This is a genomic window from Promicromonospora sp. NPDC023805 (assembly GCF_040639635.1).
Taxonomy (GTDB): Bacteria; Actinomycetota; Actinomycetes; order Actinomycetales; family Cellulomonadaceae; genus Promicromonospora.
In genome coordinates this window covers 54,730-76,450 of the sequence record NZ_JBFAAH010000011.1, presented here as the reverse complement: position 1 = coordinate 76,450, position 21,721 = coordinate 54,730, and the positions used below count along the sequence as shown (strand labels likewise).

Genomic DNA, 21,721 nt, shown 5'->3' with positions numbered 1-21,721 from the left:
GGTTTTCACCCACGGTTGGGCGCGCCTGACACCGGGCCGACAGGATGCCTGTCGGCCCGGCCAGGGGCGTGTGTCGGTCTGCGGCTAGCTCACGCCGGTGACGCGGTAGACGGCCGCGACGTCGGAAGTCAGCGACTGTGCGCGAACCCCCGCGGCGCGGTCCGGCGAGGAGGTGTCGTAGACATGACCCGGCGACCAGTAGAAGGCCACATGGTCGATGTGGTTGTCGTTCTCCCAGTCGTAGAAGATCAGGTCGCCCTGCTGGACGTCCGCGGCACTGACCTTGAGCGCATCCACCTTCGTCTGCCGCCCGTCGGTCGCCAGCGCCTCCAGCCAGGTCGTCTGTGATCGGGTATCGCGCGGTGTGGTCCCGAACCCTGAGAGCCCGGAGTAGGACCGCCGCACGAGGCAGGAGCGGTCGAGGAGGACGTACGGTTCACATCCCCCGAGCCGGTAGGCCGTGCCTTTCTGCAGCTGCGCCACCCGGAGCGCGTTCTGGCCCCAGTTCCAGATCTGCCTGCTGGCCGTGCACTTGTCGCCGGACTCGGGGTCCAGACCGTTCTTGAGCGTCACGGCCAGGTCGAGCACGTGGCCCACCTGGGAGGGGTTCCAGGAGCCGAAGCCGCCGGAATTGCTCGTGTCGGCCAGCGGCATGACCAGCCACCCGCTGCCGTCGAACTCGTAGGGCTGGGCCTGGCTCGTGTTGTGGGCGGTGAGCTGGATCTTCGGAGTGAGGCCGTCCGAGGTGCTGGTGTCGTTGATCGTGTAGCTCACCGAGACGGCCCCGGAGTCCCACCAGCGCACTGACACGTACGCCTCCGCGCCACCGCACTCCAGGTGCACGCCGCGGATGCTCGGGTCCGACGACGAGGCCTCCGCCTGGGCGGCGGGCGCGAGGGCGGACTGGGCGCCGAGCGAGCCGGCGAGCGAAGCGGCGGCCAGTGTGAGTGCTGCGAGTACCCGGCCGATTCTCTTGAGCTGCATCATGCACTTCTTCGTTGGGGGATGCGCCCAAGGTAGGAATCCGGACACTCCGGGGAATTCCCGTACTCCGCCCGTACTTCGTCCGTATCGGGTCCGTGCCCGCCGGTGACTCACCGGCAGGCGCACCGGACGCCCGGTCAGGTCACGCGCCCTGCCCCGCGGTAAGCGCCTCGGTCAGCACCGCCCGCACGTCGCGGGGCGTGCGGCCGAGGACCTGGCGGACGCCGTCGGCTGAGGAGGTCACCGTTCGGTCAATACCGCGCCCAGTTTGTGGCGGCCGTCACATGCCCGGAGGTACTGTCGCGAATCAGTACACGGATCAACCTCTGCCGGATCAACGATGATCGGAGACGGACATGAATCCCGCTGGACCCCGAAAGGTGGCCGCGCGCATCGCTGCGCTGGCCGGCCTCGGTCTCATCCTGGCCGCTTGTTCCTCGGGCGGCGGCGGCGACCCCGCCGCCTACCCCGAGGACGACATCGAGGTGATCGTGCCGTTCTCCGCCGGCGGCCCCACCGACACCGTGACGCGCATGGTCGCCGAGCCCATGTCGGAGGACCTGGGCGTGCAGCTGGTCGTCCAGAACATCGACGGGGCGGGCGGCACCGTCGGGGCGGGTCAGGCCGCCACGGCCGACCCGGACGGCTACACGGTGCTCATGCACCACATCGGCATGTCCACGGCGCCCGCGCTCTACGAAGACCTCGCCTACGACCCGGTGGCCGACTTCAAGCCGGTGGGCCTCGTCACCGAGGTGCCCATGACGATCATCGCGCGCTCCGACTTCGAGCCGGAGACGTTCGAGGAGTTCGTGACCTACGTCCAGGAGAACGCCGACACGGTGACGATGGCGCACGCCGGCGAGGGTTCGGCGTCCAACCTGTGCGGCCTGCTCCTGACGGACGCCCTCGGCGTCGAGGTGACGGCGGTGCCCTACGACGGCACGGGTCCCGCGATGACCGAGCTCGTCGGCGGCCAGGTCGACTTCATGTGCGACCAGACCACGAACACGACCGGCCAGATCACGGCGGGCGAGGTCAAGGCGTACGCGGTGACGACGCCGGAGCGCATCGAGGCGCTCCCGGACCTGCCCACGACCGCGGAGGGCGGCCAGCCCGACATCGAGGTCAGCGTGTGGCACGGCCTGTACGTCCCGGCCGAGACGCCCGACGAGGTCGTCACCAAGCTCACCGAGTCGCTCCAGGTGGCGCTGGCCGACCAGACGGTGATCGACCAGATGGCGGACCTCGGCACGGCGCCCGTGAGCGAGGACCAGGCAACCCCGGAGGCGCACGCGGCGCTGCTCGAGGAGCAGATCGCTACCTGGGGCGAGATCATCGGCGCCGGACAGGGAGGCTGACATCGGCGCGCTGCGGCCCCGCTCGACGGGCGACCTCGTCTCGGGGCTGATCTTCGTCGGGCTCGGTGCGGCCTTCGCGATCGGGGCGCTCGGGTACGAGCTCGGCTCCCTCCTCGAGATGGGGCCGGGGTACGTGCCGCTCGCCCTCGGCCTGGTGCTCGCCGCGCTCGGCGCCGTCATCGTCGCCAAGGCGTACGTCGCCCCCGACCTGGCGCCGGATCGCGCGGTGTCGGACGGCGAGGCGTCCACCACCTCGCCGTCCGACCGCGTGATACCCGACGCGGACCTCCCGGACCCCCGGCCGCTCGCCGGGATCCAGTGGCGCCCGACGGCGGCGATCTTCGCCGCCGTGGGATTCTTCGCGCTCACCGTCGACGGCCTCGGCCTGCTGCCCGCGACCTTCGGCACCGGCCTGCTCGCGGCCATGGCGCGGCCCGGCACCAGACCGCTGCGGGCCCTGGCCGTCGCCGTCGGCCTGGCGCTGGCGAGCTGGCTCATCTTCGTGGTCCTCCTGCAGCTGCGCCTCGCGCTGTTCGGCGACTGGCTCGGCGGGTAGGAGGCCCCGATGGACCTGCTGGACAACCTCGCGCTCGGGTTCTCCGAGGCGCTGCAGTGGCAGAACGTCCTGTTCTGCCTGCTCGGCGTCGCGCTCGGCACCGCCGTCGGCGTGCTGCCCGGCATCGGGCCGACGGCGACCATCGCCCTGCTGCTCCCGATCACGTTCGGGTTCGACGACCCGACGTCGGCCCTCATCATGCTCGCGGGCATCTACTACGGCGCCCAGTACGGCGGGTCGACGACGGCGATCCTGCTCAACCTGCCGGGCGAGTCGTCGGCCGCGGTGACGGCGATCGACGGGCACGAGATGGCGCGCGCCGGGCGGGCCGGCGTGGCGCTCGCCGTGGCTGCGATCGGGTCGTTCGTGGCCGGGACCGTCGCGACGGTGGTGCTCGCCGTCGCCGCCCCCGTGCTGGCCCGTGCCGCACTGTCGTTCGGCTCCGCCGAGTACTTCTCGCTGGTGGTCCTTGGCCTCATCGCGTCGATCGCGCTGGCGAGCGGGTCCACGCTCAAGGCGCTCGCGATGATCGTGTTCGGCATCCTGCTCGGCACGCTGGGACAGGACATGTACACCGGCACGCCGCGGTTCACGTTCGGCGTGCGCGAGCTGTACCAGGGCCTGAACTTCGTCGCGGTCGCCGTCGGCGTGTTCGGCATCGCGGAGATCCTGCGCAACCTGCACGACCCGAGGACCAGGACCCGCGTGGTGAGCCGCGTGGCGAACCTGTGGCCCAGCCGGACGGAGCTGCGGCAGATCGTCGGCCCGGTGCTCCGCGCGACCGGCCTCGGCTCCCTGCTCGGCGTGCTGCCGGGCGGCGGCCACATCCTCGCCTCGTACGCCTCCTACGCCGTGGAGAAGCGGGTCTCGCGGAACCCGGGCGAGTTCGGGCACGGGGCGATCGCGGGCGTGGCCGGGCCGGAGTCGGCGAACAACGCGGCGGCGCAGACGTCGTTCATCCCGCTGCTGACGCTCGGCCTGCCCGCCAACCCCGTCATGGCACTCATGGCCGGGGCGTTCATCATCCAGGGCATCACGCCAGGCCCCGACGTGATGACCGAGCAGCCCGCCCTCGTCTGGGGCCTCATCGCGTCGATGTGGATCGGCAACGTGCTGCTGGTGCTGCTCAACCTGCCGCTCGTCGGGCTGTGGGTGCGCATGCTCTCCGTGCCGTACTCGGTGCTGTTCCCCGCCATCGTGGTGTTCGCCTGCATCGGGACCTACTCGCTGAGCCAGAACCCGTACGACGTGCTCGCGGTCGCCGTCTTCGGCGTGCTCGGCTTCGTGCTGATCCGGTCCGGGTGCGAGCCGGCGCCCCTGCTGCTCGGGTTCGTGCTCGGACCCCTGCTGGAGGACAACCTGCGCCGGGCGCTGCTGCTCTCCCGCGGCGACCCCACCGTCTTCGTCACGCGACCCATCTCGGGGGTCCTGCTGGCGCTCGCGGTGGTCGCGCTGGTGGTCACGGTGCTGCCGATGATCCGACGCAAGCGGGATGTGGTCTTCGCCGAGGACGAGTAGGTCAGACGGTGAGGACGCCCCGGGTCAGGGCCGTCAGGGCGCCCGCAACGGCCACCGTCAGCGCGATCGCCGATGCGATCCGGGTGGGGATCCGGCGGGCCAGGAGGGCCCCGAGCCCCACGCCCGCGAGCACGCCGGCCAGCAGCAGCGGCCAGACCCACCACGCCGGGAGGTGGCCGGGCGGGATCGCGCCGAAGGCCAGCTTGGTGGCCACCGACATGGTGTTCATGACGACGAGCAGCGGCTGCAGGGTCGCGGCGAACGACTTGTGGTCCCAGCGGGTGGCCAGCGCGTAGGCGGTCCACGCGGGTGCGGCGACGCCCGACGTCGTGTTCATGAAGCCCGCCGCCAGGCCGGTCGCGACGGCCACGGACCGGCCCTTGATCCGCACCCGCCGGCGGAGGACCGCCGACGCCGCCAGCGCGAGCAGCACCGACCCACCGACGATGACGTCGAGCCACGCGGCGTCGGCCTCGCGCACGGTGAGCGCGCCGAGCACCGAACCGACGAGCATCAGCGGCAGGATCGTCACGACGCGTCGCCACTCGACCCGGTCGCGCAGCGCCCGCAGGATGAGCAGCGCCGTCACGATGGCAGCGACGTTGCTGACCAGGACGCCCACCGAGGCCCCGAGGAGCACGGTGAGCACCGGGGCGGCCACCATGCCGAGGCCCATCCCGGCGACCCGCTGCAGACCGGCCCCCAGTACGACGGCCACGCAGGCTGCGATCAGGGCCGTCGTCTCCACGCGGCCACGTTATCCCGCCGTTCGACGGCGGGATAACGTGGTTGCGTCAGGCGCTCACGTTGGTGTCGTACTCGACGTCCCGCGTCTCGCGCGTCATGAGCAGGGCGACCAGCGTGACCACCGCCATCGCGGACAGGTAGACGCCCACCAGGACGGGGGAGCCGTCGGCCTGGGCCCACAGCCACACCGCGATGAACGGGGCAACCGCCGCGCCGAGCACCGACGACAGGTTGTACGCGACGCCAGAGCCCGTGTACCGGACGTTGGACGGGAACAGCTCGGGCAGGACTGCCGCCATCGGGCCGAAGGTGAGGCCCATGAGCGTGAAGCCCAGGATCAGCAGCGTCTGCACGCCGACGTCGCCCGCCGCGAACAGCGGCACGAACGTCCCGCCGAACAGGATGATCGCCACGGTCACCCAGATCAGGTGCTTGCGGCGGCCGAACCGCTCGGCCAGCGGACCGGACACCAGCGTGAAGACGCCGAAGAACACGACACCGATGATCAGCATCCAGAGGAAGTCGATCTTCTCGTAGCCGAGGCCGGTCGGGGAACCGTCGGTCGGCGCCGTCGGGGCGACGCCGTAGTTCAGCGTGAACGTCGTCATCAGGTAGAACAGCACGTAGGTGGCCAGCATGATGAACGTGCCGGACACGATCTGCTTCCAGGACGTGCGGAACACGCGGGCCACGGGCACCTTGGTGACGGCCTCGGCCTCCAGCACCTTGCGGAACGCCGGCGTCTCCAGCAGCGAGAGCCGCACCCACAGGCCGACGATCACCAGGATCGCGGACGCGAGGAACGGGATGCGCCAGCCCCAGTCGGCGAACTGCTCGGGCGTGAGCGAGGTCGACAGCGCGATGAACACCGTGTTGGCCAGGATGAAGCCGATGGGTGCGCCCAGCTGCGGGAACGTGCCGTAGATGGCGCGCTTGCCCTGCGGGGCGTTCTCCGTGGCGAGCAGCGCGGCACCGCTCCACTCACCGCCGAGGCCGAGGCCCTGGCAGAACCGGAGCACCACGAGCACGGCAGGGGCCGCGAAGGCCCAGCCAGGCGTCGACGCCGCAGGGATGAGGCCGATCAGGATCGTCGCGATACCCATCGTGAGCAGCGAGGCCACGAGGGTCGTCTTGCGGCCTATCCGGTCACCGAAGTGGCCGAACACCACCGAGCCGAGCGGCCGCGCGACGAACGCGACGCCGAACACGGCGAAGGACGACAGGAGCTGCGTCGTCGGGTCCGCGGCGTTCGGGAAGAACAGCGCCGGGAACACCAGCGACGCCGCGGTCGCGTAGATGTAGAAGTCGTAGAACTCGATGGAGGTGCCGATGAGGGACGCGACGACGACGCGGCCTCTGGGGTTGCCGGCCGGAGGCTCGCCCTGCCCGCCGGAGGCGGTCCCGGCGGTCGAAGATGCGGAGGTGCTCATGCCTGGGACATTAGGAGGAGGTCCGCGATCCGGGAAGGGCGTCTCACTGTGTGGATGCCCCCTTGACGTAGGCTGCCGACCGCGACCTCGCGCGCGTGCGTGCACCTGGCGTGTCGTGATGCGGCAGCGTGCGTCGCGAGTGAAGGTGTAGTGAACGGTGAATACTCCCGACCGTGCCCGTGTTGGCACGACCGGCGGTGGGGGACAAGGATCAGGACCGACCGGACGCCCTCAGCCACTGAGAGTCCGACCCCACCATCGGAAATCCATCATCGGTACAACGAGATGACGACGAGGATATGAACGATCTGCTGTATGTGAACGGCGGCACCCCGTTGAACGGGACCATCACCGTTCGAGGCGCAAAGAACTTCGTGTCGAAGTCCATGGTGGCTTCCCTGCTGGGGGAGACCCCCAGCGTGCTGCGGAACGTGCCGCAGATCCGTGACGTCAAGGTCGTCTCGGGGCTCCTGGACCTGCACGGTGTGAACGTCAAGTACGACACCGACGCGGGCATCCTCGACCTCGACCCGTCCAACGTGGAGTCGGCGCACGTGGCCGACATCGACGCCCACGCGGGTTCCAGCCGCATCCCGATCCTGTTCTGCGGGCCGCTGCTGCACCGGCTCGGCGAGGCATTCATCCCTGACCTGGGCGGCTGCCGCATCGGCGACCGCCCGATCGACTACCACCTCGACATCCTGCGCCAGTTCGGCGCCGTCGTCGACAAGCGACCCAACGGCATCCACCTGCGGGCGCCGCGGCGCCTCCAGGGCACCAAGATCTCCCTGCCGTACCCGTCCGTTGGCGCCACCGAGCAGACGCTGCTCACCGCCGTCCGCGCCGACGGCATCACCGAGCTCTCGGGCGCCGCGATCGAGCCGGAGATCATGGATCTCATCGCGGTGCTGCAGAAGATGGGCGCCATCATCTCGGTCGACACCGACCGCGTGATCCGCATCGAGGGCGTCGACCGCCTCGAGGGCTACAGCCACACCGCCCTGAACGACCGGATCGAGACCGCTTCCTGGGCCGCGGCGGCCCTCGCCACGGGCGGCGACATCACCGTCAAGGGCGCCACCCAGCCCGAGATGATGACGTTCCTCAACACGTTCCGGAAGGTCGGCGGCCGGTTCGAGGTGCAGGACGACGGCATCCGCTTCTGGCACGCCGGCGGCGACCTGAAGTCCATCGTGCTCGAGACCGACGTGCACCCCGGCTTCATGACCGACTGGCAGCAGCCGCTCGTCGTCGCGCTCACGCAGGCCACCGGCCTGTCGATCGTGCACGAGACCGTCTACGAGAACCGCTTCGGCTTCACGGACGCGCTGCGCAAGATGGGCGCGACCATCCAGGTCTACAAGGAGTGCCTGGGCGGGCGCGACTGCCGGTTCGGCCAGCGCAACTTCCACCACTCCGCCGTCATCTCCGGGCCGACGCCGCTCTCCGCGGCCGACATCGTGGTGCCTGACCTGCGCGGCGGGTTCAGCCACCTCATCGCGGCCCTGGCCGCCAAGGGACAGTCCACGGTGCGCGGCATCGGTCTGATCGACCGCGGCTACGAGAACTTCCAGGACAAGCTGCTCGCCCTCGGCGCCGACGTCACCCGCGGCTGACCAGCTTGGCGTGAGAGGTCTGTCGCTCTACTTCGACAGACCTCTCACGGCCACTCGGCGCGGCAGGGCCGAGTATCCTTTCCGACCGTGTCCATCCCACGCCCTGAGTCACGCATGTACCGCTTCATCGCGTTCATCGTGCGGAACCTCATGTTCTCGTTGTGCAAGTACGAGTGGAAGGGTGGGGAGAACTTCCCGGCCAAGGGCGGATTCATCGCCGCGGCCAACCACGTCACCGAGCTCGACGCACTGACGCTGGCGCACTACCTCTTCGACATGGGCCGCGAGCCGCGCATCCTGGCCAAGCGCGGCCTGTTCGACTCGCCCCTGACGGGCTGGGCCCTGCGGGGTACCAACATGATCCCGGTGGACCGGGAGTCGGCCAAGGCCACCGAGTCCCTCAAGGACGCGGCGGACCAGCTCGGCGACGGCGCCTGCGTGGCGATCCTCCCCGAGGGGACGCTGACGCGGGACCCCGAGTACTGGCCCATGGAGGGCAAGACCGGCGTGGCCCGGATCGCCCTGACGACCCGCCTGCCGGTGCTCCCGGTGGCGCAGTGGGGCGTCACGGCGATCATGCCGCGGTACGGCATGCTGCGCTGGCCGTGGCCGCGCAAGAAGGTGACCATCCAGACCGGCCCGCCCGTCGACCTGAGCGACCTGTACGACCGTCCGCAGGACACCGCGACGCTGCGCGAGGCCACCAGCCGCATCATGGACGCCATCACCGCCGAGCTGGAGCAGGTCCGCGGCGAGGTGGCGCCCAAGCCGAGGTTCGACCTGCGCAAGCACCCCGACTACGAGGCCAAGATGACTACCTACCCCCCGGTGGAGCGCCCGTGAGCGCCGCCCCGCCCGTCAGCCTGCCCCACCCGACAAAGGTCGCCGTGCTCGGCGCCGGCTCGATGGGCACCACCTTCGCCATGGTCCTGGCCGACGCCGGGTGCGACGTCACCCTGTGGGGTCGCGACGCCGTGGTGCTGGACGCCGTGGACCAGACGCACCGCAACGAGAAGTACCTGCCGGGCGTGCAGCTGCCCGCGATGCACGGCACGACCGACCCGGCAGTCGCCCTCAAGGGCGCGTCGATAGTCGTGGTCTCGGTGCCGTCCCAGGTCGCCCGCGCCACCCTGTCGTCGATGAAGGACCTGGTCGAGCCGGACGCCGTCGTCGTCTCCCTGATGAAGGGTGTCGAGCTCGGCACGGACAGGCGCATGAGCCAGGTCATGGCCGAGGTGCTCGACCTGCCCGACGAGCGGGTCGCCGTCGTCTCCGGGCCCAACCTGGCGCCCGAGATCGCCGAGCGCCAGCCGACGGCGACCGTGGTCGCCTCGCGCAGCGAGGCCACCGCCCAGCTCGTGGCGGACGCCTGCTCGACCAGGTACTTCCGTCCCTACACGAACACCGACGTGGTCGGCGTGGAGCTGTGCGGCGCGGTGAAGAACATCATCGCGCTCGCGGCCGGGATGGCCCAGGGCCAGGGCCTCGGCTGGAACACGCTGGCGACGCTCATCACGCGCGGCCTCGTGGAGATCACACGCCTCGGCCTCGCGCTGGGGGCCGAGCCCGCCACGTTCTCCGGGCTGGCCGGCATGGGTGACCTGACGGCGACTTGCGCTTCACCACTGTCGCGTAACCACCGGCTCGGCAAGCACATCGGCGAGGGGCTCACGCTCGCCGAGGCGATCAAGGTGACCGGCGGCACGGCCGAGGGCGTGAAGTCGTCGGAGTCGGTGCTGGAGCTGGCCCGGGCGCACGACGTCGAGATGCCGATCACCGCGGGCGTCGTCGAGGTGCTGGCCGGCAAGCTGCCGCTGGCCGACCTGGCGGCCACGCTGCTGGCGCGGCCCAAGAAGTCGGAGGTCGCGGGCTGACGGCGTCCGGTGTCCGTGTCAGAAGCTCAGGTCACTCCGGTGACCTGAGCTTCTGACACGTCGCAGGGCGGACGGTCAGTGCTGGACGTCGACCACCACGCGCGTCGGGTTCTCCAGGAGGAACACCCGGAACGGCCGCTTGCCCTCGTCGATCCCGAGGAACGCCGTCGTATACCCCTCGAACCAGTAGCGGTACACGATCTCGTTCACCGACTCCGTGTCGTCTGGCTCTATGCGGTCGCCCGGGAACTCCTCGACGCCGCTGTCCATCGGGTTCGCCGTGCCGGAGAGCGACACCCGCAGGATCGCTTCGCCGTCGACCTGGACGGCGTGCCCGGAGCCGTCGTCGGTCGCCTCGTCCACGTACTCCACACGCCAGCCGGGCAGGCCGCTGCCCGTGCCGTCGAGGTCGAAGACCACGCGGTCGTAGCGGTCGTGCTCGGCGACGCGGACGTTCGTGACGGACAGGAAGGTCTCGCCCTCGCCCGTCGGCTCGGCGGTGTCCGGCTTGGTGTTCGCCGCGAAGGGCGGGCCCGCGGCCGTCTCGGTGGCGGTGACGGCCGGCTCGGGTGCGTCGTCGCCCGTCCCCGGATCCTCGGTGGCCTTGGTGTCCGACGGCGTCGGCTCGGCCGGCTCCGAGACGACCGGCGCGGGGGTGGGATCGCCGGGCAGCCCGTCGTTGGCGTGCTCGTCGCCGCCTAGGGTGCAGCCGGCCAGGAGCAGCGCGCCGAACAGCACGCCGGCCTGCATGAACGCGGTGGCTCTCCGTCGTGTCCCCATGGAGCGAGGCTAGTGCGATCCGGGGCCGCACGGGCAGGTGAGACCGCCGACGGCGCCGAACCGCAACCTACGCGGTCAGGCCGCCCCGTGGAACGTCCGGCGGTAGGCCGTCGGCGTCACGCCGAGGGTCGCCTGCATGTGCGCTCGTAAGGACTGCGCGGTGCCGAAACCGCACCGGCGCGCGACCTGCTCGACCGGTAGGTCGGTGGACTCCAGCAGCGTCCGTGCGTGCTCGACCCGCTGCCGGAGGAGCCACTGCCCGGGGCTCTCGCCGGTCTCCTCGCGGAACCGGCGGGTGAACGTCCGCACCGACATCGCGGCGTGCCGGGCCATGGCGGCCAGCGTCACGGGCTCGGCCAGCCGCTCGGCCGCCCAGGCGCGGGTCGCGGCGGTGCCGGGCCCGTCGGCGTCGGGCATGGGCCGGGCGATGTACTGCGCCTGGCCACCGTCCCGGTGTGGTGGCACCACCGTGCGGCGGGCGACGTCGAGCGCGACGGCGGCGCCGTGGTCGCGCCGCACGACGTGCAGGCACAGGTCGATCCCGGACGCGACGCCCGCCGCGGTGAGCACGTCGCCGTCGTCCGTGTACAGCACGCCGGGATCCATCTTGACCTGGGGAAACAGGTTCTGGAAGTGCTCGGCCGAGCTCCAGTGCGTGGTGGCGGGGCGGCCGTCGAGGATCCCGGCGGCGGCGAGCGCGAACGCGCCGATGCAGATCGACATGAGCCGGGTGCCCGGCCGGATGCGCCGGAAGGCGTCCTCGAGCTCGGGCGTGAGGCGGCCCTCGTCGTACACCGGCCCGAACTCGTACGACGCGGGGACGACCACGGTGTCCGCCGTCTCCAGCGCCTCGGGGCCGTGTGCCACCTGCACCACCACGTCCGAGTCGGACTGCACCGGGCCGGGCGCGCCTGCCGTGCAGGTCACCACCTCGTAGAGGGGCCTGTGCTCGCCGTCGCGCGCGATGCCGAAGATCCGGTGCGCGATCCCGAGCTCGAACGGGATGAACCCGTCGACGATCAGCACGGCGACCCGGTGCGGGGCGGTCATGGCCCGATCCTATTGGATGGTGACCTTCCGGTCACTGTCCCGGGTCGCCTCGCCCCAGCAGACTGAGGCCCGTGACCCAGACCAGCACGCCAGTGCCCGACGCCGATGGCGCGTCGGCCCCGCCGTCGGCTCCCCGCCCTCGGGCGGCCCGGATCCATCCCGCCTGGTGGGTCGCCGCGGTCAGCTTCGTGACCGTCATGAGCGCCGCCGCGTTCACTGCCGCACCCGGCCTGTTCGTGGAGCCGCTGAACGCGGAGCTCGGCTGGTCGCGGGCGACCATCGGCTTCGGCGTCGGCCTGCAGGTCATCCTGTACGGGCTGACGGCGCCGTTCGCCGCGGCGCTCATGGACCGGTTCGGCATGCGTCCGGTGGTCACGGCAGCGCTGGTCGTCATCACCGTGGGCGCGCTGTCGACCGTGTGGATGTCGGAGCCGTGGCAGTTCATCCTCGGCTGGGGGCTCCTGGTCGGGGTGGGCAGCGGCAGCATGGCGCTCGCGTTCACCGCTACCGTGACCGGGCGCTGGTTCGTGGCCCGGCGCGGCCTGGTCAGCGGCGTGCTGACGGCGGCGACGGCGTCGGGCCAGCTGGTGTTCCTGCCGCTGCTCGCGTGGATCGTCGAGAACCAGGGCTGGCGCCCGGCGTCGGTCACGGTGGCCATCGCCGCGCTCGTGGCGATCCCGCTCGTGCTGTTCCTGCTGCGCGACCACCCGGCAGACCTGGGCCTCGCGCCCTACGGCGGCGAGTACGTGCCGAAGCCCGCGCCCGCCCGTGGGTCCGCGAAGCGCGCGGTCACCGCACTGTTCGACGCCGCCCGCACCGGCCCGTTCTGGCTGCTCGCCGGCGCGTTCGCGATCTGCGGTGCGACGACGAACGGGCTGGTCCGGACGCACTTCATCCCCGGCGCGCACGATCACGGCATGCCGATCACTGTCGCCGCGAGCCTGCTCGCGGTCATCGGGGTCGTCGACGTGATCGGCACCATCGGGTCGGGCTGGCTGACCGACCGCTACTCGCCGCGTGTCCTGCTGGGCGTCTACTACACGCTGCGCGGCATCGCGCTGCTCTTCCTGCCGTCGCTCATGGCGCCCTCCGTGGAGCTGCCGATGGTGTTCTTCATCGTGTTCTACGGGCTGGACTGGGTGGCTACCGTGCCGCCCACCCTCGCCCTGTGTCGCGAGTTCTACGGCGAGGACGCACCCATCGTGTTCGGCTGGGTGCTCGCCTCGCACCAGATCGGCGCCGGCGTCGTGGCGTTCGCGGGCGGCCTGGTGCGCGACCTGACCGGCTCGTACGACGCCGTCTGGTACGGCGCGGGCGTCCTGTGCGCGGGCGCGGCGCTCATGTCCCTGGTGATCCGGAGCCGGCGAGCGGACGCGACGTCCGTCTGACGGCCGTCGGGGTGCGGACGGGTCCACGCCCCGGGACCGGCCCGTCGTATTCTCGCCGCCATGAGCACCACCCCTGAGCACCCCGAGCAGTCCGCGTTCGCGCCCGCAACGATCGTCGTCTCCGCCGGGCGTCCCGCCCGGGTCCAGGGCGGGCACATCAACTCGTCCGTCCCGATGAACTCCACGTACGTCTCGCGCGGCGTGGTCACGCCCGACGAGCTGTCGTACGCGCGCGGCGACAACGACGCCTGGCACCCGTTCGAGGAGGCGCTGGCGGCCCTCGAGTGCGGCGGGGGAGAGGCGGGCGAGGCGCTCGTGTTCTCGTCCGGGATGGCGGCGGTCGCCGCCGTCTTCGCCCTGGTGCCCGACGGCGGCACGCTCGTGCTGCCGAGGCACGCCTACCAGGCAGGCATGGTGCTCGCGCGCCAGGTCTCGGAGCGGCACGGCGTGACCCTGCGGTACGTCGACATCGCCGACACCGACGCCGTGGTGGCGGCCCTCGACGGCGCCGACCTGCTGCTCGTGGAGTCGCCCACCAACCCGATGCTGGAGGTCGCCGACCTGCCCGCCGTGCTCGGCGCGGCGCGCGCCGCGGGCGTCCGCTCGGTGGTCGACAACACCTTCGCGACGCCGCTGGGCCAGCGCCCGCTGGAGCACGGCGCCGACGTGGTGCTGCACTCGGTGACGAAGTACCTCGCGGGCCACTCCGACGTCGTGCTGGGCGCGCTCGTGACGCGCGACGCGGAGCTCGCCGCGACCCTGCGCGAGCACCGCACGCTGCACGGCGCGATCGCCGGACCGTTCGAGGTGTGGCTGGCGCTGCGCGGCCTGCGCACGCTGGCGCTGCGTTTCGAGCGCGCCCAGGCGAGCGCGGCCGAGCTGGCCCGGCGTCTCGCGGAGCACCCAGAGGTCGCCGAGGTGCGGCACCCCTCGCTGTCCGGCGATCCGGGGCACGAGCGGGCCAAGGCCCAGATGAACGGGTTCGGCGCGATCATCGGCGTCCGCCCGAAGGCACGGGCGGGGGCAGCGGACCCGGTCGGCCGGGCCGACGCCGTCGTCGACGCCGTGCGCCTCTGGCTCCCCGCGACGTCGCTCGGCGGGGTGGAGTCCATGCTGGAACGCCGCCGCCGCTGGGGTACCGAGGCCGAGACGGTGCCAGAGGACCTGCTGCGCCTGTCGGTGGGCATCGAGGACGTGGAAGACCTCTGGTCGGACCTGGACCGGGCCCTCCGGGCGTGATCGAACAGAAGTCCGCCGGACGTTTCTGGGCGACCTGGGCCGCAGCTACTCCAGAGGGCCCAGGAGGGACTGCGCCACCGTGGCGTGGGCGGAGTCGTCGCTGGACGGGTGGAAGATCCCCGCGAGCACGTCGCGGTAGAGGCGGCCCAGCTCGGACCCGTTGAAGTAGGTGGAGCCGCCGGACACCCGGACGGCCTGGTCGACGACCTCGCGCGCCGTCTCGGTGACGCGCACCTTCAGCCCGGCGGTCGCCCGGAACCAGCCGGCGCCCCGGTCCAGCGTGCTGTCCGACGCCGAGGCGTCGAGGTCGCGGGTGATCCCGTCGATCTGGAGCCAGACGCTGTCCTGTGCCAGGGCCATGTCGGCGATACGACGGCGGACGTCGGGGTCCTGGGTGTACTTCTTGCCCGTCTTCATCGACGTGCGACGACCGGCGGCCTCGACGGCGAGCTCCAGCGCCCGGTCCGCGATCCCCGCGTAGACGGAGGAGAGCAGCACCTCGAACGACGTGAAGATGCCCAGGACGTACGGGTCGAGCGACGGACCGGGTGGCAGCAGCCGCAGCACCCGCTCTGCGGGCGCGTGCGCGCCGTCGAGCAGCGTGGACCGCGACTGGGAGGCGCGCATGCCTATCGTGTCCCAGTCGTCGAGGATCTCGAACCCGCCGCCGTCGCGCGTGACGAAGGCGTGCACGAGCCGCGGCTCGGCGCGCCGCCCGTTCTTCGACGAGTCGAGCCCCAGCACGCCAAGCCGCGTCCAGGCGGGGGAGTTCGACGTGAAGATCTTGCGGCCGTGGAACGAGTAGCCCCCGGCGCCGTCCGGCCGCGCCTCCGTGCGCGAGCCGAGCAGCACCAGGTCGTTGCCCGGCTCGGAGTAGCCGAAGCCGAAGACCTCTCCCGACGCCGCCTCCGCCAGCAGCCAGTCCAGCGACGAGTCGCCGCGGTCGTGCAGGTAACGACCCACACCCACCCACACGTGATGCATGTTCACGGCCAGCGCCGTCGCGGGCGCGTGCGCGGACAGCCTGGCCTGTTCACGAGCCGTCTCGCGGAGCGTCCGGCCCGCGCCGCCGAGCGCTGTGGGGACCATCGCGCCGAGGTAGCCGGCGGCCTGCAGGTCGGCCAGATCCTCGGCGAAGAAGGCGTTGTCTCGGTCGTAGTCGGCGGCGCGCTCGCGCAGGGTGGCAAGCAGCTCGTCGGACAGGAGAGGGGTCACGTCCTGAGGCTAACGTCGTAGGGCGAATTATGGGCTGGAAACGGGCATCAGATATCACCCGCCCGAAGCTGCGCGGTGCCCCGGCGAAGCTAGGCCGGCTCGCCCTGGAGGCGGAGGGCGCGGACCGCCGTGTACAGCTCGGCGGCGGCCCGGGGGTCGTTGATGTCGCGGCCCGTCAGGTCGGCGACCCGCGCGAGCCGGTTCAGCACCGTGTTGCGGTGGCAGTGCAGCGCCGCCGCGGCCCTGGTACCTGACCCGCCGTGCTCGAACCAGGCCTCGACGGTGGCGAGCAACAGCTCCTCGTCCCGGGGGTCGCGGTCCCTGAGCCCGCTGAGCACCGTGGTCGCGAGCTCGGCGGCGCGTTCGCCGTCGGCCACGAGCAGGGCGTCCAGCGGACGGTCGCCGTAGCGGGCGAGCCCGACCCGGCCCAGGGGCAGGGACCGCACTGCCGTGCGGGCCTCGACGAGCGCGGCGGGCGCGTCGGCCAGGCGCGTGAACGGCCGGCTCGCGCCCGTCCGGGTGTGTGCGGCGAGGCCCGTCAGGGCGTTGTACGTGTTCTCGGAGGTGTGCGCGGCCACGAGTGTCAGCCGGGCGCCCTCGTGCGTGAGCCAGCGGACGGTCGGCCCAGGTGGTTCCGCGACGCCGCGGTCCGGTGCGGGGGCCGCGGGGACCGCGGGCATACCGGGTGCCGTGACGGCGACGACGAGCATCACGTCGGCGGGCAGGCCGAGCGCGCGCCGGGCGGTCTCGAGGTCGTGCACCGCGCCGGTGAGGACGCCGCGCAGGAGCTCGGTGCGGGCCATGTTCTCGCTCAGGCCCGCGCTGGACTCGAGGTGGGTCCGCACCGCCACGTTGGACGAGCGGTCGATGGCGAACCAGACGCGCGACGAGGCGCGGAGCAGCGCTGTGGTGTCGGTCCGGGAGCGCAGCCGACGGGCGAGCTCCTCCCAGATGCGCAGGCCGGCCAGGCGGTAGGCGTGCTGCAGCAGGTCCAGCGGCATGCCTTCGGCGGCGGTGACGCGGCCGGTCTCCCGCGCCGGTCCGAGCGACGACGGCTCGCCGGCGAGCGCGGCGAGGATCTCCGCCAGGTTGGCCCGGACCAGGGGCTGGACGAGGGCGGCCGGGAGGTGAGTGTCGGGATGGACGGGCTCGGCATGCAGGATCTCGTCGGCGACCTGCTCGCTCAGCAGGTCGAGCGCATCACGCAGGTCGTGACGCCCGCTGACGGCCCCGCTGACGGCGATGTCCGACATACCAGGCAGCCTAACGGCGGCGGCCGCGCTGTGCACTGAAGGTCGAGATGTAAAGCTCGGGGGTCTCGCCCGGGGTCGTCAGCACCCATAGGCTATTGCAGGGCGGGTCAGTGAGTGCGGGCCCCGGTCGGATGCGGTGCGGTCGAAGGAGACAGCTGATGAGCGTGACGGACACGCGAGCCACCACGGAGCGCGAGCTCGACAAGGCGGTCGAGGAGCTCAAGGCCGGTGCCGAACGGTGGGCGCGGCTGCCGGTCGCGGACCGAGGGGCGCTGTTCCGGAGGGTGCACGCGTCGATCGCCGGCGTCGCCGAGGAGTGGGTGAGGACCGCCGCCGAGGCCAAGCACATCCCGGCGTCCGCCCCCTACACGGGCGAGGAATGGATGACCGGCCCGTACGGCGCGCTGGAGAGCGCCGCCACCTACGCGCAGTCCTACGAGGCGCTCGCGGCGGGCGGGTCGCCGCTCGACGGGCTCGCCGTCGGGACCGCGCCGGGTGGCCGCGTGGCGGTGCGGGTGCTGCCGCGCACCGTCAAGGAGTGGGTGCTGTTCAACGGTTTCGAGGCAGAGGTGTGGATGCCGCCGGGCGTGCCGGAGCGGCAGGTGCGCTCCGATGCGGGCCTGCGGGCCGGCGCGGTCGGCGAGTACGGCGGCGTCGGGCTGGTGCTCGGCGCCGGCAACGTCTCGTCCATCGCACCGCTCGACGCGTTCTACGAGCTCGTCGCGCACAACCGGGCCTCGCTCGTGAAGCTCAACCCGACGTTCGCCGGCCTGCTCGAGGTGTACCGCACGGCCCTCGCGCCCCTGATCGAGGCCGGCGTGGTCCGGATCGTCAACGGCGACGCCGCCGTCGGCGCCTACCTCACGCGGCACGGCGGCATCGACAAGGTGCACATCACCGGCTCCGCCGTCACGCACGACGCCATCGTGTGGGGCACCGGCGAGGAGGCCGAGCGGCGTCGGGCGGCGGCCGACCCGAGGCTCACGGTGCCGATCACGAGCGAGCTGGGCGGCGTAGCGCCCGTCATCGTGGTCCCCGGCCGGTGGAGCGCCGCCGACCTGCGGTTCCAGGCCGAGCACGTGGCGACCATGCGCCTGCACAACGCAGGCCACAACTGCGTGGCGGGCCAGGTGGTCGTGCTGTCGGCGGACTGGCCGCAGAAGGATGCGTTCCTCGCCGAGCTGCGGCGCGCCCTGGCGACGACGCCGGCGCGCGGCACCTGGTACCCGGGCGCGGACGCCAAGGTCGCGCGGGCGGCCGACGCGCATCCCGACGCCGAGCAGGTGGCCGGCAGCCTCCTGATGGAGATCGCCGCGGACGACCCGGCGTGCGCCGACGAGTACTTCGCGCCGGTGCTCGCATGGACGCAGCTTCCCGGGCAGGGCACGCAGTTCCTGCGGGCCGCCGTCGGCTTCGCCAACGACTCCCTGTACGGGACGCTGGGCGCCAACGTGCTGGTGCGGCCACAGGACCGCAGGGCGGCAGGCGCCGTGTTCGACGCCGCGATCGCCGACCTGCGCTACGGCAACATAGCGATCAACGCGTGGACCGGCATGGGCTTCCTCCTGTCCGGCGCCACGTGGGGCGCGTTCCCCGGGCACACGGTGGCCGACGTCGGCTCCGGCATCGACGTCGTGCACAACGGGCACCTGCTGGCCGGGCCCGAGCGCAGCGTCGTGACGGGGCCCTTCCGCGCGTTCCCGCGCAGCGTGCTGCACGGCGAGCTCTCGCTCTTCCCGAAGCCGCCGTGGTTCGGCAGCTCCCGGAGCGTGACGGACACGGGCCGGGCGCTCACCCGCTACGCGGCGGCGCCGTCGTGGAAGCGGCTGGTGCCGGTGCTGCTCGCGGCCTTCCGTTCCTGACGGCAGAATGCTCTTGCACGGGGCCAACGGCGGTCCGGTGCCACAGAAGAAGGAGACCGACGATGGTTGTCCGGAGCATGCTGCCCGACGTGGTGATCCCGTCCGTCAGCGTCCACGAGTACCTGTTCGGTGATCTCACCGGGGACGAGCTGGACCGCGTGGCGGTGGTCGACGGCGTCAGCGGTGCTCAGACGTCGTTCCGTTCCCTGCTCGCGCAGATCGACGCCGTGGCGGGTGCCGTCGCGGCGCGAGGCTTCGGCGTGGGCGACGTCGTCGCGCTGCACGCCCCGAACATCCCCGCCTACGTGCCGGTGTTCCACGGCCTGCTGCGCGCGGGCGTGACCGTGACCACCATCAACGCCCTGTCGCCGAGCCCGGACATCACCAAGCAGCTCCTGGACTCGGGCGCCCGGCTCGTGATCACCGTCTCGGCGCTGCTCCTGGCGGCCGAGACGGGCGCGAAGGGTGCGGGCCTCGCGCACGAGCAGCTAGTGGTGCTCGACGGCGACTCCGCGGTGGCTCCCGAGTACACCTCCCTGGCCGACCTGCTTGCCGATCCGCACCCGGCCCCCGAGGTCTCGTTCGACCCGGCGACGCACCTCGCGGTGCTGCCGTACTCGTCGGGTACGACGGGCCACCCCAAGGGCGTCATGCTGACGCACACGAACCTCGTGGCGAACGTGGCGCAGTGCTTCGCGATCGGTGTCGAGCGCGACGACGTCGTGCCGTGCGTCCTGCCGTTCTTCCACATCTACGGTATGACCGTGCTGCTCAACGTCGCGCTGCGCACCCGGGCGCGGCTCGTCACGCTGCCCCGGTTCGACCTGGCGCAGTACCTCGGGGTGATCCAGGACCACCGGGCGACGTTCCTGTTCGTGGCGCCGCCGATCGCGCTCGCCCTGGCCAAGCACCCGCTCGTGGACTCGTACGACGTCTCCACCGTGCGGGCAGTGCTGTCCGGTGCCGCGCCGTTCGACGAGAAGCTCGCGGCAGCGGTGGTGGCCCGGCTCGGCTCCGGTGTACGGGTGCTCCAGGGCTACGGCATGACGGAGATGTCGCCGGTCTCGCACGTCATCCCGTTCGGCCGCAGCGAGATCTCGGCCGGGTCGGTGGGGCTGCTGGTGGCCAACATGGAGGCGAAGATCGTCGACCCGGCGACGGGCGCCGAGATCGAGCAGCCGGCCGAGGGCGTCTCCGGGCCGGGCGAGCTGCTGTGCCGCGGGCCGAACGTGATGGCCGGCTACCTCGGCAACCCGCGGGCGACGGAGGACACCCTTGAGCCCGACGGGTTCCTGCACACCGGCGACATCGTCACCGTCGACGCCGACGGCGTGTTCCAGGTGGTAGACCGGCTCAAGGAGCTCATCAAGTACAAGGGCTACCAGGTGCCGCCCGCCGAGCTGGAGGCGCTGCTGCTGTCCCACCCCGGCATCGCCGACGCCGCGGTGATCGGTGTGCCCTCCGATGAAGCGGGCGAGATCCCCAAGGCGTTCGTCGTGACCGCGCCAGGGGCGACCCTTACCGAGGGCGAGGTCATCGCGTTCGTCGCCGAGCAGGTGGCCCCGTACAAGAAGGTGCGGGCCGTGGAGTTCATCGAGGCGGTGCCGAAGTCGGCGTCCGGGAAGATCCTCCGCAAGGATCTGCGGGCGACCCCGTAGGCCCCCGTGGACTCCACGAACCCCGTGCCGGCGCCGAGGGCCGCCCGCAAGACGCGTGTCGTCCTCCTGTTCGGGGGACGCTCCGGCGAGCACGGGATCTCCGTCGCCACCGCCGGTGGTGTGCTGGGCGCCATCGACCGCTCGAAGTACGAGGTGGTGCCCGTCGGCATCACCACGAACGGGCAGTGGGTCATCGCCGCCGACGAGCCCGGGCGCTGGGCGATCGCCGACGGCAAGGTGCCAGAGGTCCCGGCGTCCGCCGCCGAGGTGGTGCTCCCGCTGACCTCCGGTGACGCAGTGCTGCGGGTTCTCGAGCCGGGCCAGGTGCCGTCGGCCCTCGCCGACATCGACGTGGTGTTCCCGCTGCTGCACGGCCCGTACGGCGAGGACGGCACCGTCCAGGGCCTGCTCGAGTTCGCCGACACGCGGTACGTCGGCTCCGGTGTGCTCGCGTCCGCCCTCGGCATGGACAAGCACTTCATGAAGCTGGTGTTCGCGGGGCACGGCCTGCCCATCGGCCCGTACGCGGTGATCAGGCCGGGCGACTGGCCGGACCACCGCGACGTCGTCCGCCAGACCGTCGAGACCCTGGGGCTGCCGCTGTTCGTCAAGCCCGCCCGGTCCGGGTCGTCGCTCGGCATCTCCAGGGTGGTCTCGCTGGACGAGCTGGACGCCGCCGTCGAGGAGGCGCGCGAGCACGACCCCAAGGTGATGGTCGAGGCGGGTATCGGCGGCCGGGAGATCGAGTGCGCGGTGCTCGGCGGCCGGGGCGGGGAGCGCCCGCGCGCGTCCCTGCCCGGCGAGATCGTCGTCACCGACGAGACCAGGCACGGCTTCTACGACTACGAGGCCAAGTACTTCGACGAGGCGGCCGTGGAGCTCAGCTGCCCCGCCGACCTGCCGGACCATGTCGTCAAGGAGATCCAGGAGATCGCCGTGCGGACGTTCGAGGCGATCGGCGCCGAGGGCCTGGCGCGCGTGGACATGTTCCTGACGCCCGAGGACGGGGTGCTGGTGAACGAGATCAACACCATGCCGGGCTTCACGCCGTACTCGATGTATCCGCGCATGTGGGCGGCCTCGGGCATGAGCTATCCGGAGCTGATCGACGAGCTCGTCCAGCTCGCGCTCGAGCGGTCCACCGGCCTGCGCTGATCGCCTGTACTCTGCCTCTCGCGACTGGTCGTCAC

General features: G+C 71.8%; 18 protein-coding genes. 11 read left to right on the top strand and 7 right to left on the bottom strand.

Features of this window, described 5'->3' with window-relative positions:
• Positions 1-84: 84 nt before the first annotated feature.
• Positions 85-984: an NlpC/P60 family protein gene (locus tag AB0F70_RS13030; protein WP_357448502.1), complete on the bottom strand. Its 900-nt coding sequence runs from the start codon at positions 982-984 to the stop codon at positions 85-87.
• Between the two features lie 356 nt (positions 985-1,340).
• Between AB0F70_RS13030 and AB0F70_RS13025 the strand changes: the two genes are divergently transcribed.
• The 3 genes from AB0F70_RS13025 to AB0F70_RS13015 are packed head-to-tail and all read left to right on the top strand — an operon-like array spanning position 1,341 to position 4,419.
• Positions 1,341-2,345, top strand: a complete 1,005-nt coding sequence (locus AB0F70_RS13025; RefSeq protein WP_357448500.1) for a tripartite tricarboxylate transporter substrate-binding protein — start codon at positions 1,341-1,343, stop codon at positions 2,343-2,345.
• Position 2,346: 1 nt separating this feature from the next.
• Positions 2,347-2,901: a tripartite tricarboxylate transporter TctB family protein gene (locus tag AB0F70_RS13020; RefSeq protein ID WP_357448665.1), complete on the top strand. Its 555-nt coding sequence runs from the start codon at positions 2,347-2,349 to the stop codon at positions 2,899-2,901.
• Between the two features lie 9 nt (positions 2,902-2,910).
• A complete protein-coding gene (locus AB0F70_RS13015) occupies positions 2,911-4,419 on the top strand; it encodes a tripartite tricarboxylate transporter permease (protein ID WP_357448498.1) in 1,509 nt (502 codons plus the stop codon).
• A 1-nt stretch (position 4,420) separates the two neighbouring features.
• Here AB0F70_RS13015 and AB0F70_RS13010 read toward each other — a convergent pair whose 3' ends face one another.
• A complete protein-coding gene (locus AB0F70_RS13010; RefSeq protein ID WP_357448496.1) occupies positions 4,421-5,167 on the bottom strand; it encodes a sulfite exporter TauE/SafE family protein in 747 nt (248 codons plus the stop codon).
• 46 nt (positions 5,168-5,213) lie between these two features.
• Positions 5,214-6,596, bottom strand: a complete 1,383-nt coding sequence (locus AB0F70_RS13005; protein WP_357448494.1) for an MFS transporter — start codon at positions 6,594-6,596, stop codon at positions 5,214-5,216.
• A 299-nt stretch (positions 6,597-6,895) separates the two neighbouring features.
• Between AB0F70_RS13005 and murA the strand changes: the two genes are divergently transcribed.
• The 3 genes from murA (at position 6,896) to AB0F70_RS12990 (ending at position 10,086) form a co-directional block, all read left to right on the top strand.
• Positions 6,896-8,212: a UDP-N-acetylglucosamine 1-carboxyvinyltransferase gene (gene murA, locus AB0F70_RS13000; RefSeq protein WP_357448492.1), complete on the top strand. Its 1,317-nt coding sequence runs from the start codon at positions 6,896-6,898 to the stop codon at positions 8,210-8,212.
• A gap of 87 nt (positions 8,213-8,299) precedes the next feature.
• Positions 8,300-9,055 carry a lysophospholipid acyltransferase family protein gene (locus tag AB0F70_RS12995; protein WP_357448490.1) on the top strand — a complete coding sequence of 252 codons (756 nt, stop codon included), beginning with the start codon at positions 8,300-8,302 and terminating at the stop codon, positions 9,053-9,055.
• Entirely contained in the window at positions 9,052-10,086 is a 1,035-nt protein-coding gene (locus tag AB0F70_RS12990) for an NAD(P)H-dependent glycerol-3-phosphate dehydrogenase (RefSeq protein WP_357448488.1), read from the top strand. Before AB0F70_RS12995 ends, AB0F70_RS12990 begins: the two co-directional genes overlap by 4 nt.
• Before the next feature lie 75 nt (positions 10,087-10,161).
• Here AB0F70_RS12990 and AB0F70_RS12985 read toward each other — a convergent pair whose 3' ends face one another.
• Positions 10,162-10,866: a hypothetical protein gene (locus AB0F70_RS12985; protein WP_357448486.1), complete on the bottom strand. Its 705-nt coding sequence runs from the start codon at positions 10,864-10,866 to the stop codon at positions 10,162-10,164.
• A gap of 75 nt (positions 10,867-10,941) precedes the next feature.
• Positions 10,942-11,916, bottom strand: coding sequence for a helix-turn-helix domain-containing protein (locus AB0F70_RS12980; RefSeq protein WP_357448484.1), 975 nt, complete (start codon positions 11,914-11,916; stop codon positions 10,942-10,944).
• 71 nt (positions 11,917-11,987) lie between these two features.
• Here AB0F70_RS12980 and AB0F70_RS12975 point away from each other — a divergent pair, with 71 nt between their 5' ends.
• Positions 11,988-13,304: an MFS transporter gene (locus AB0F70_RS12975; RefSeq protein WP_357448482.1), complete on the top strand. Its 1,317-nt coding sequence runs from the start codon at positions 11,988-11,990 to the stop codon at positions 13,302-13,304.
• A 60-nt stretch (positions 13,305-13,364) separates the two neighbouring features.
• On the top strand, positions 13,365-14,543 hold the full coding sequence (locus AB0F70_RS12970) for a PLP-dependent transferase (protein ID WP_357448480.1): 1,179 nt from the start codon (positions 13,365-13,367) through the stop codon (positions 14,541-14,543).
• Positions 14,544-14,588: 45 nt separating this feature from the next.
• Here the strand turns inward: AB0F70_RS12970 and AB0F70_RS12965 are convergent, their stop codons facing one another.
• Positions 14,589-15,758: an acyl-CoA dehydrogenase family protein gene (locus AB0F70_RS12965; RefSeq protein WP_357448478.1), complete on the bottom strand. Its 1,170-nt coding sequence runs from the start codon at positions 15,756-15,758 to the stop codon at positions 14,589-14,591.
• An 89-nt stretch (positions 15,759-15,847) separates the two neighbouring features.
• Complete coding sequence (locus AB0F70_RS12960) at positions 15,848-17,011, bottom strand: helix-turn-helix domain-containing protein (protein ID WP_357448476.1); 1,164 nt, start codon at positions 17,009-17,011, stop codon at positions 15,848-15,850.
• Positions 17,012-17,169: 158 nt separating this feature from the next.
• Here AB0F70_RS12960 and AB0F70_RS12955 point away from each other — a divergent pair, with 158 nt between their 5' ends.
• From AB0F70_RS12955 to AB0F70_RS12945, 3 genes are all read left to right on the top strand, one after another.
• Positions 17,170-18,873, top strand: coding sequence for an aldehyde dehydrogenase family protein (locus AB0F70_RS12955; protein ID WP_357448474.1), 1,704 nt, complete (start codon positions 17,170-17,172; stop codon positions 18,871-18,873).
• A 62-nt stretch (positions 18,874-18,935) separates the two neighbouring features.
• Positions 18,936-20,531 carry an AMP-binding protein gene (locus AB0F70_RS12950; protein WP_357448472.1) on the top strand — a complete coding sequence of 532 codons (1,596 nt, stop codon included), beginning with the start codon at positions 18,936-18,938 and terminating at the stop codon, positions 20,529-20,531.
• A gap of 6 nt (positions 20,532-20,537) precedes the next feature.
• Positions 20,538-21,686 (top strand): D-alanine--D-alanine ligase family protein, encoded by a 1,149-nt coding sequence (locus AB0F70_RS12945; RefSeq protein ID WP_357448470.1) that lies wholly within the window; start codon positions 20,538-20,540, stop codon positions 21,684-21,686.
• Positions 21,687-21,721: the final 35 nt, after the last annotated feature.

Coding starts and splice junctions, on each gene's coding strand:
- AB0F70_RS12950 (WP_357448472.1), top strand. CDS start 18,936: ATGGTTGTCCGGAGCATGCTGCCCGACGTGGTGATCCCGTCCGTCAGC.
- AB0F70_RS12970 (WP_357448480.1), top strand. CDS start 13,365: ATGAGCACCACCCCTGAGCACCCCGAGCAGTCCGCGTTCGCGCCCGCA.
- AB0F70_RS12960 (WP_357448476.1), bottom strand. CDS start 17,011: ATGTCGGACATCGCCGTCAGCGGGGCCGTCAGCGGGCGTCACGACCTG.
- AB0F70_RS13015 (WP_357448498.1), top strand. CDS start 2,911: ATGGACCTGCTGGACAACCTCGCGCTCGGGTTCTCCGAGGCGCTGCAG.
- AB0F70_RS13030 (WP_357448502.1), bottom strand. CDS start 984: ATGCAGCTCAAGAGAATCGGCCGGGTACTCGCAGCACTCACACTGGCC.
- AB0F70_RS13025 (WP_357448500.1), top strand. CDS start 1,341: ATGAATCCCGCTGGACCCCGAAAGGTGGCCGCGCGCATCGCTGCGCTG.
- AB0F70_RS12955 (WP_357448474.1), top strand. CDS start 17,170: ATGAGCGTGACGGACACGCGAGCCACCACGGAGCGCGAGCTCGACAAG.
- murA (WP_357448492.1), top strand. CDS start 6,896: ATGAACGATCTGCTGTATGTGAACGGCGGCACCCCGTTGAACGGGACC.
- AB0F70_RS12985 (WP_357448486.1), bottom strand. CDS start 10,866: ATGGGGACACGACGGAGAGCCACCGCGTTCATGCAGGCCGGCGTGCTG.
- AB0F70_RS12980 (WP_357448484.1), bottom strand. CDS start 11,916: ATGACCGCCCCGCACCGGGTCGCCGTGCTGATCGTCGACGGGTTCATC.
- AB0F70_RS13005 (WP_357448494.1), bottom strand. CDS start 6,596: ATGAGCACCTCCGCATCTTCGACCGCCGGGACCGCCTCCGGCGGGCAG.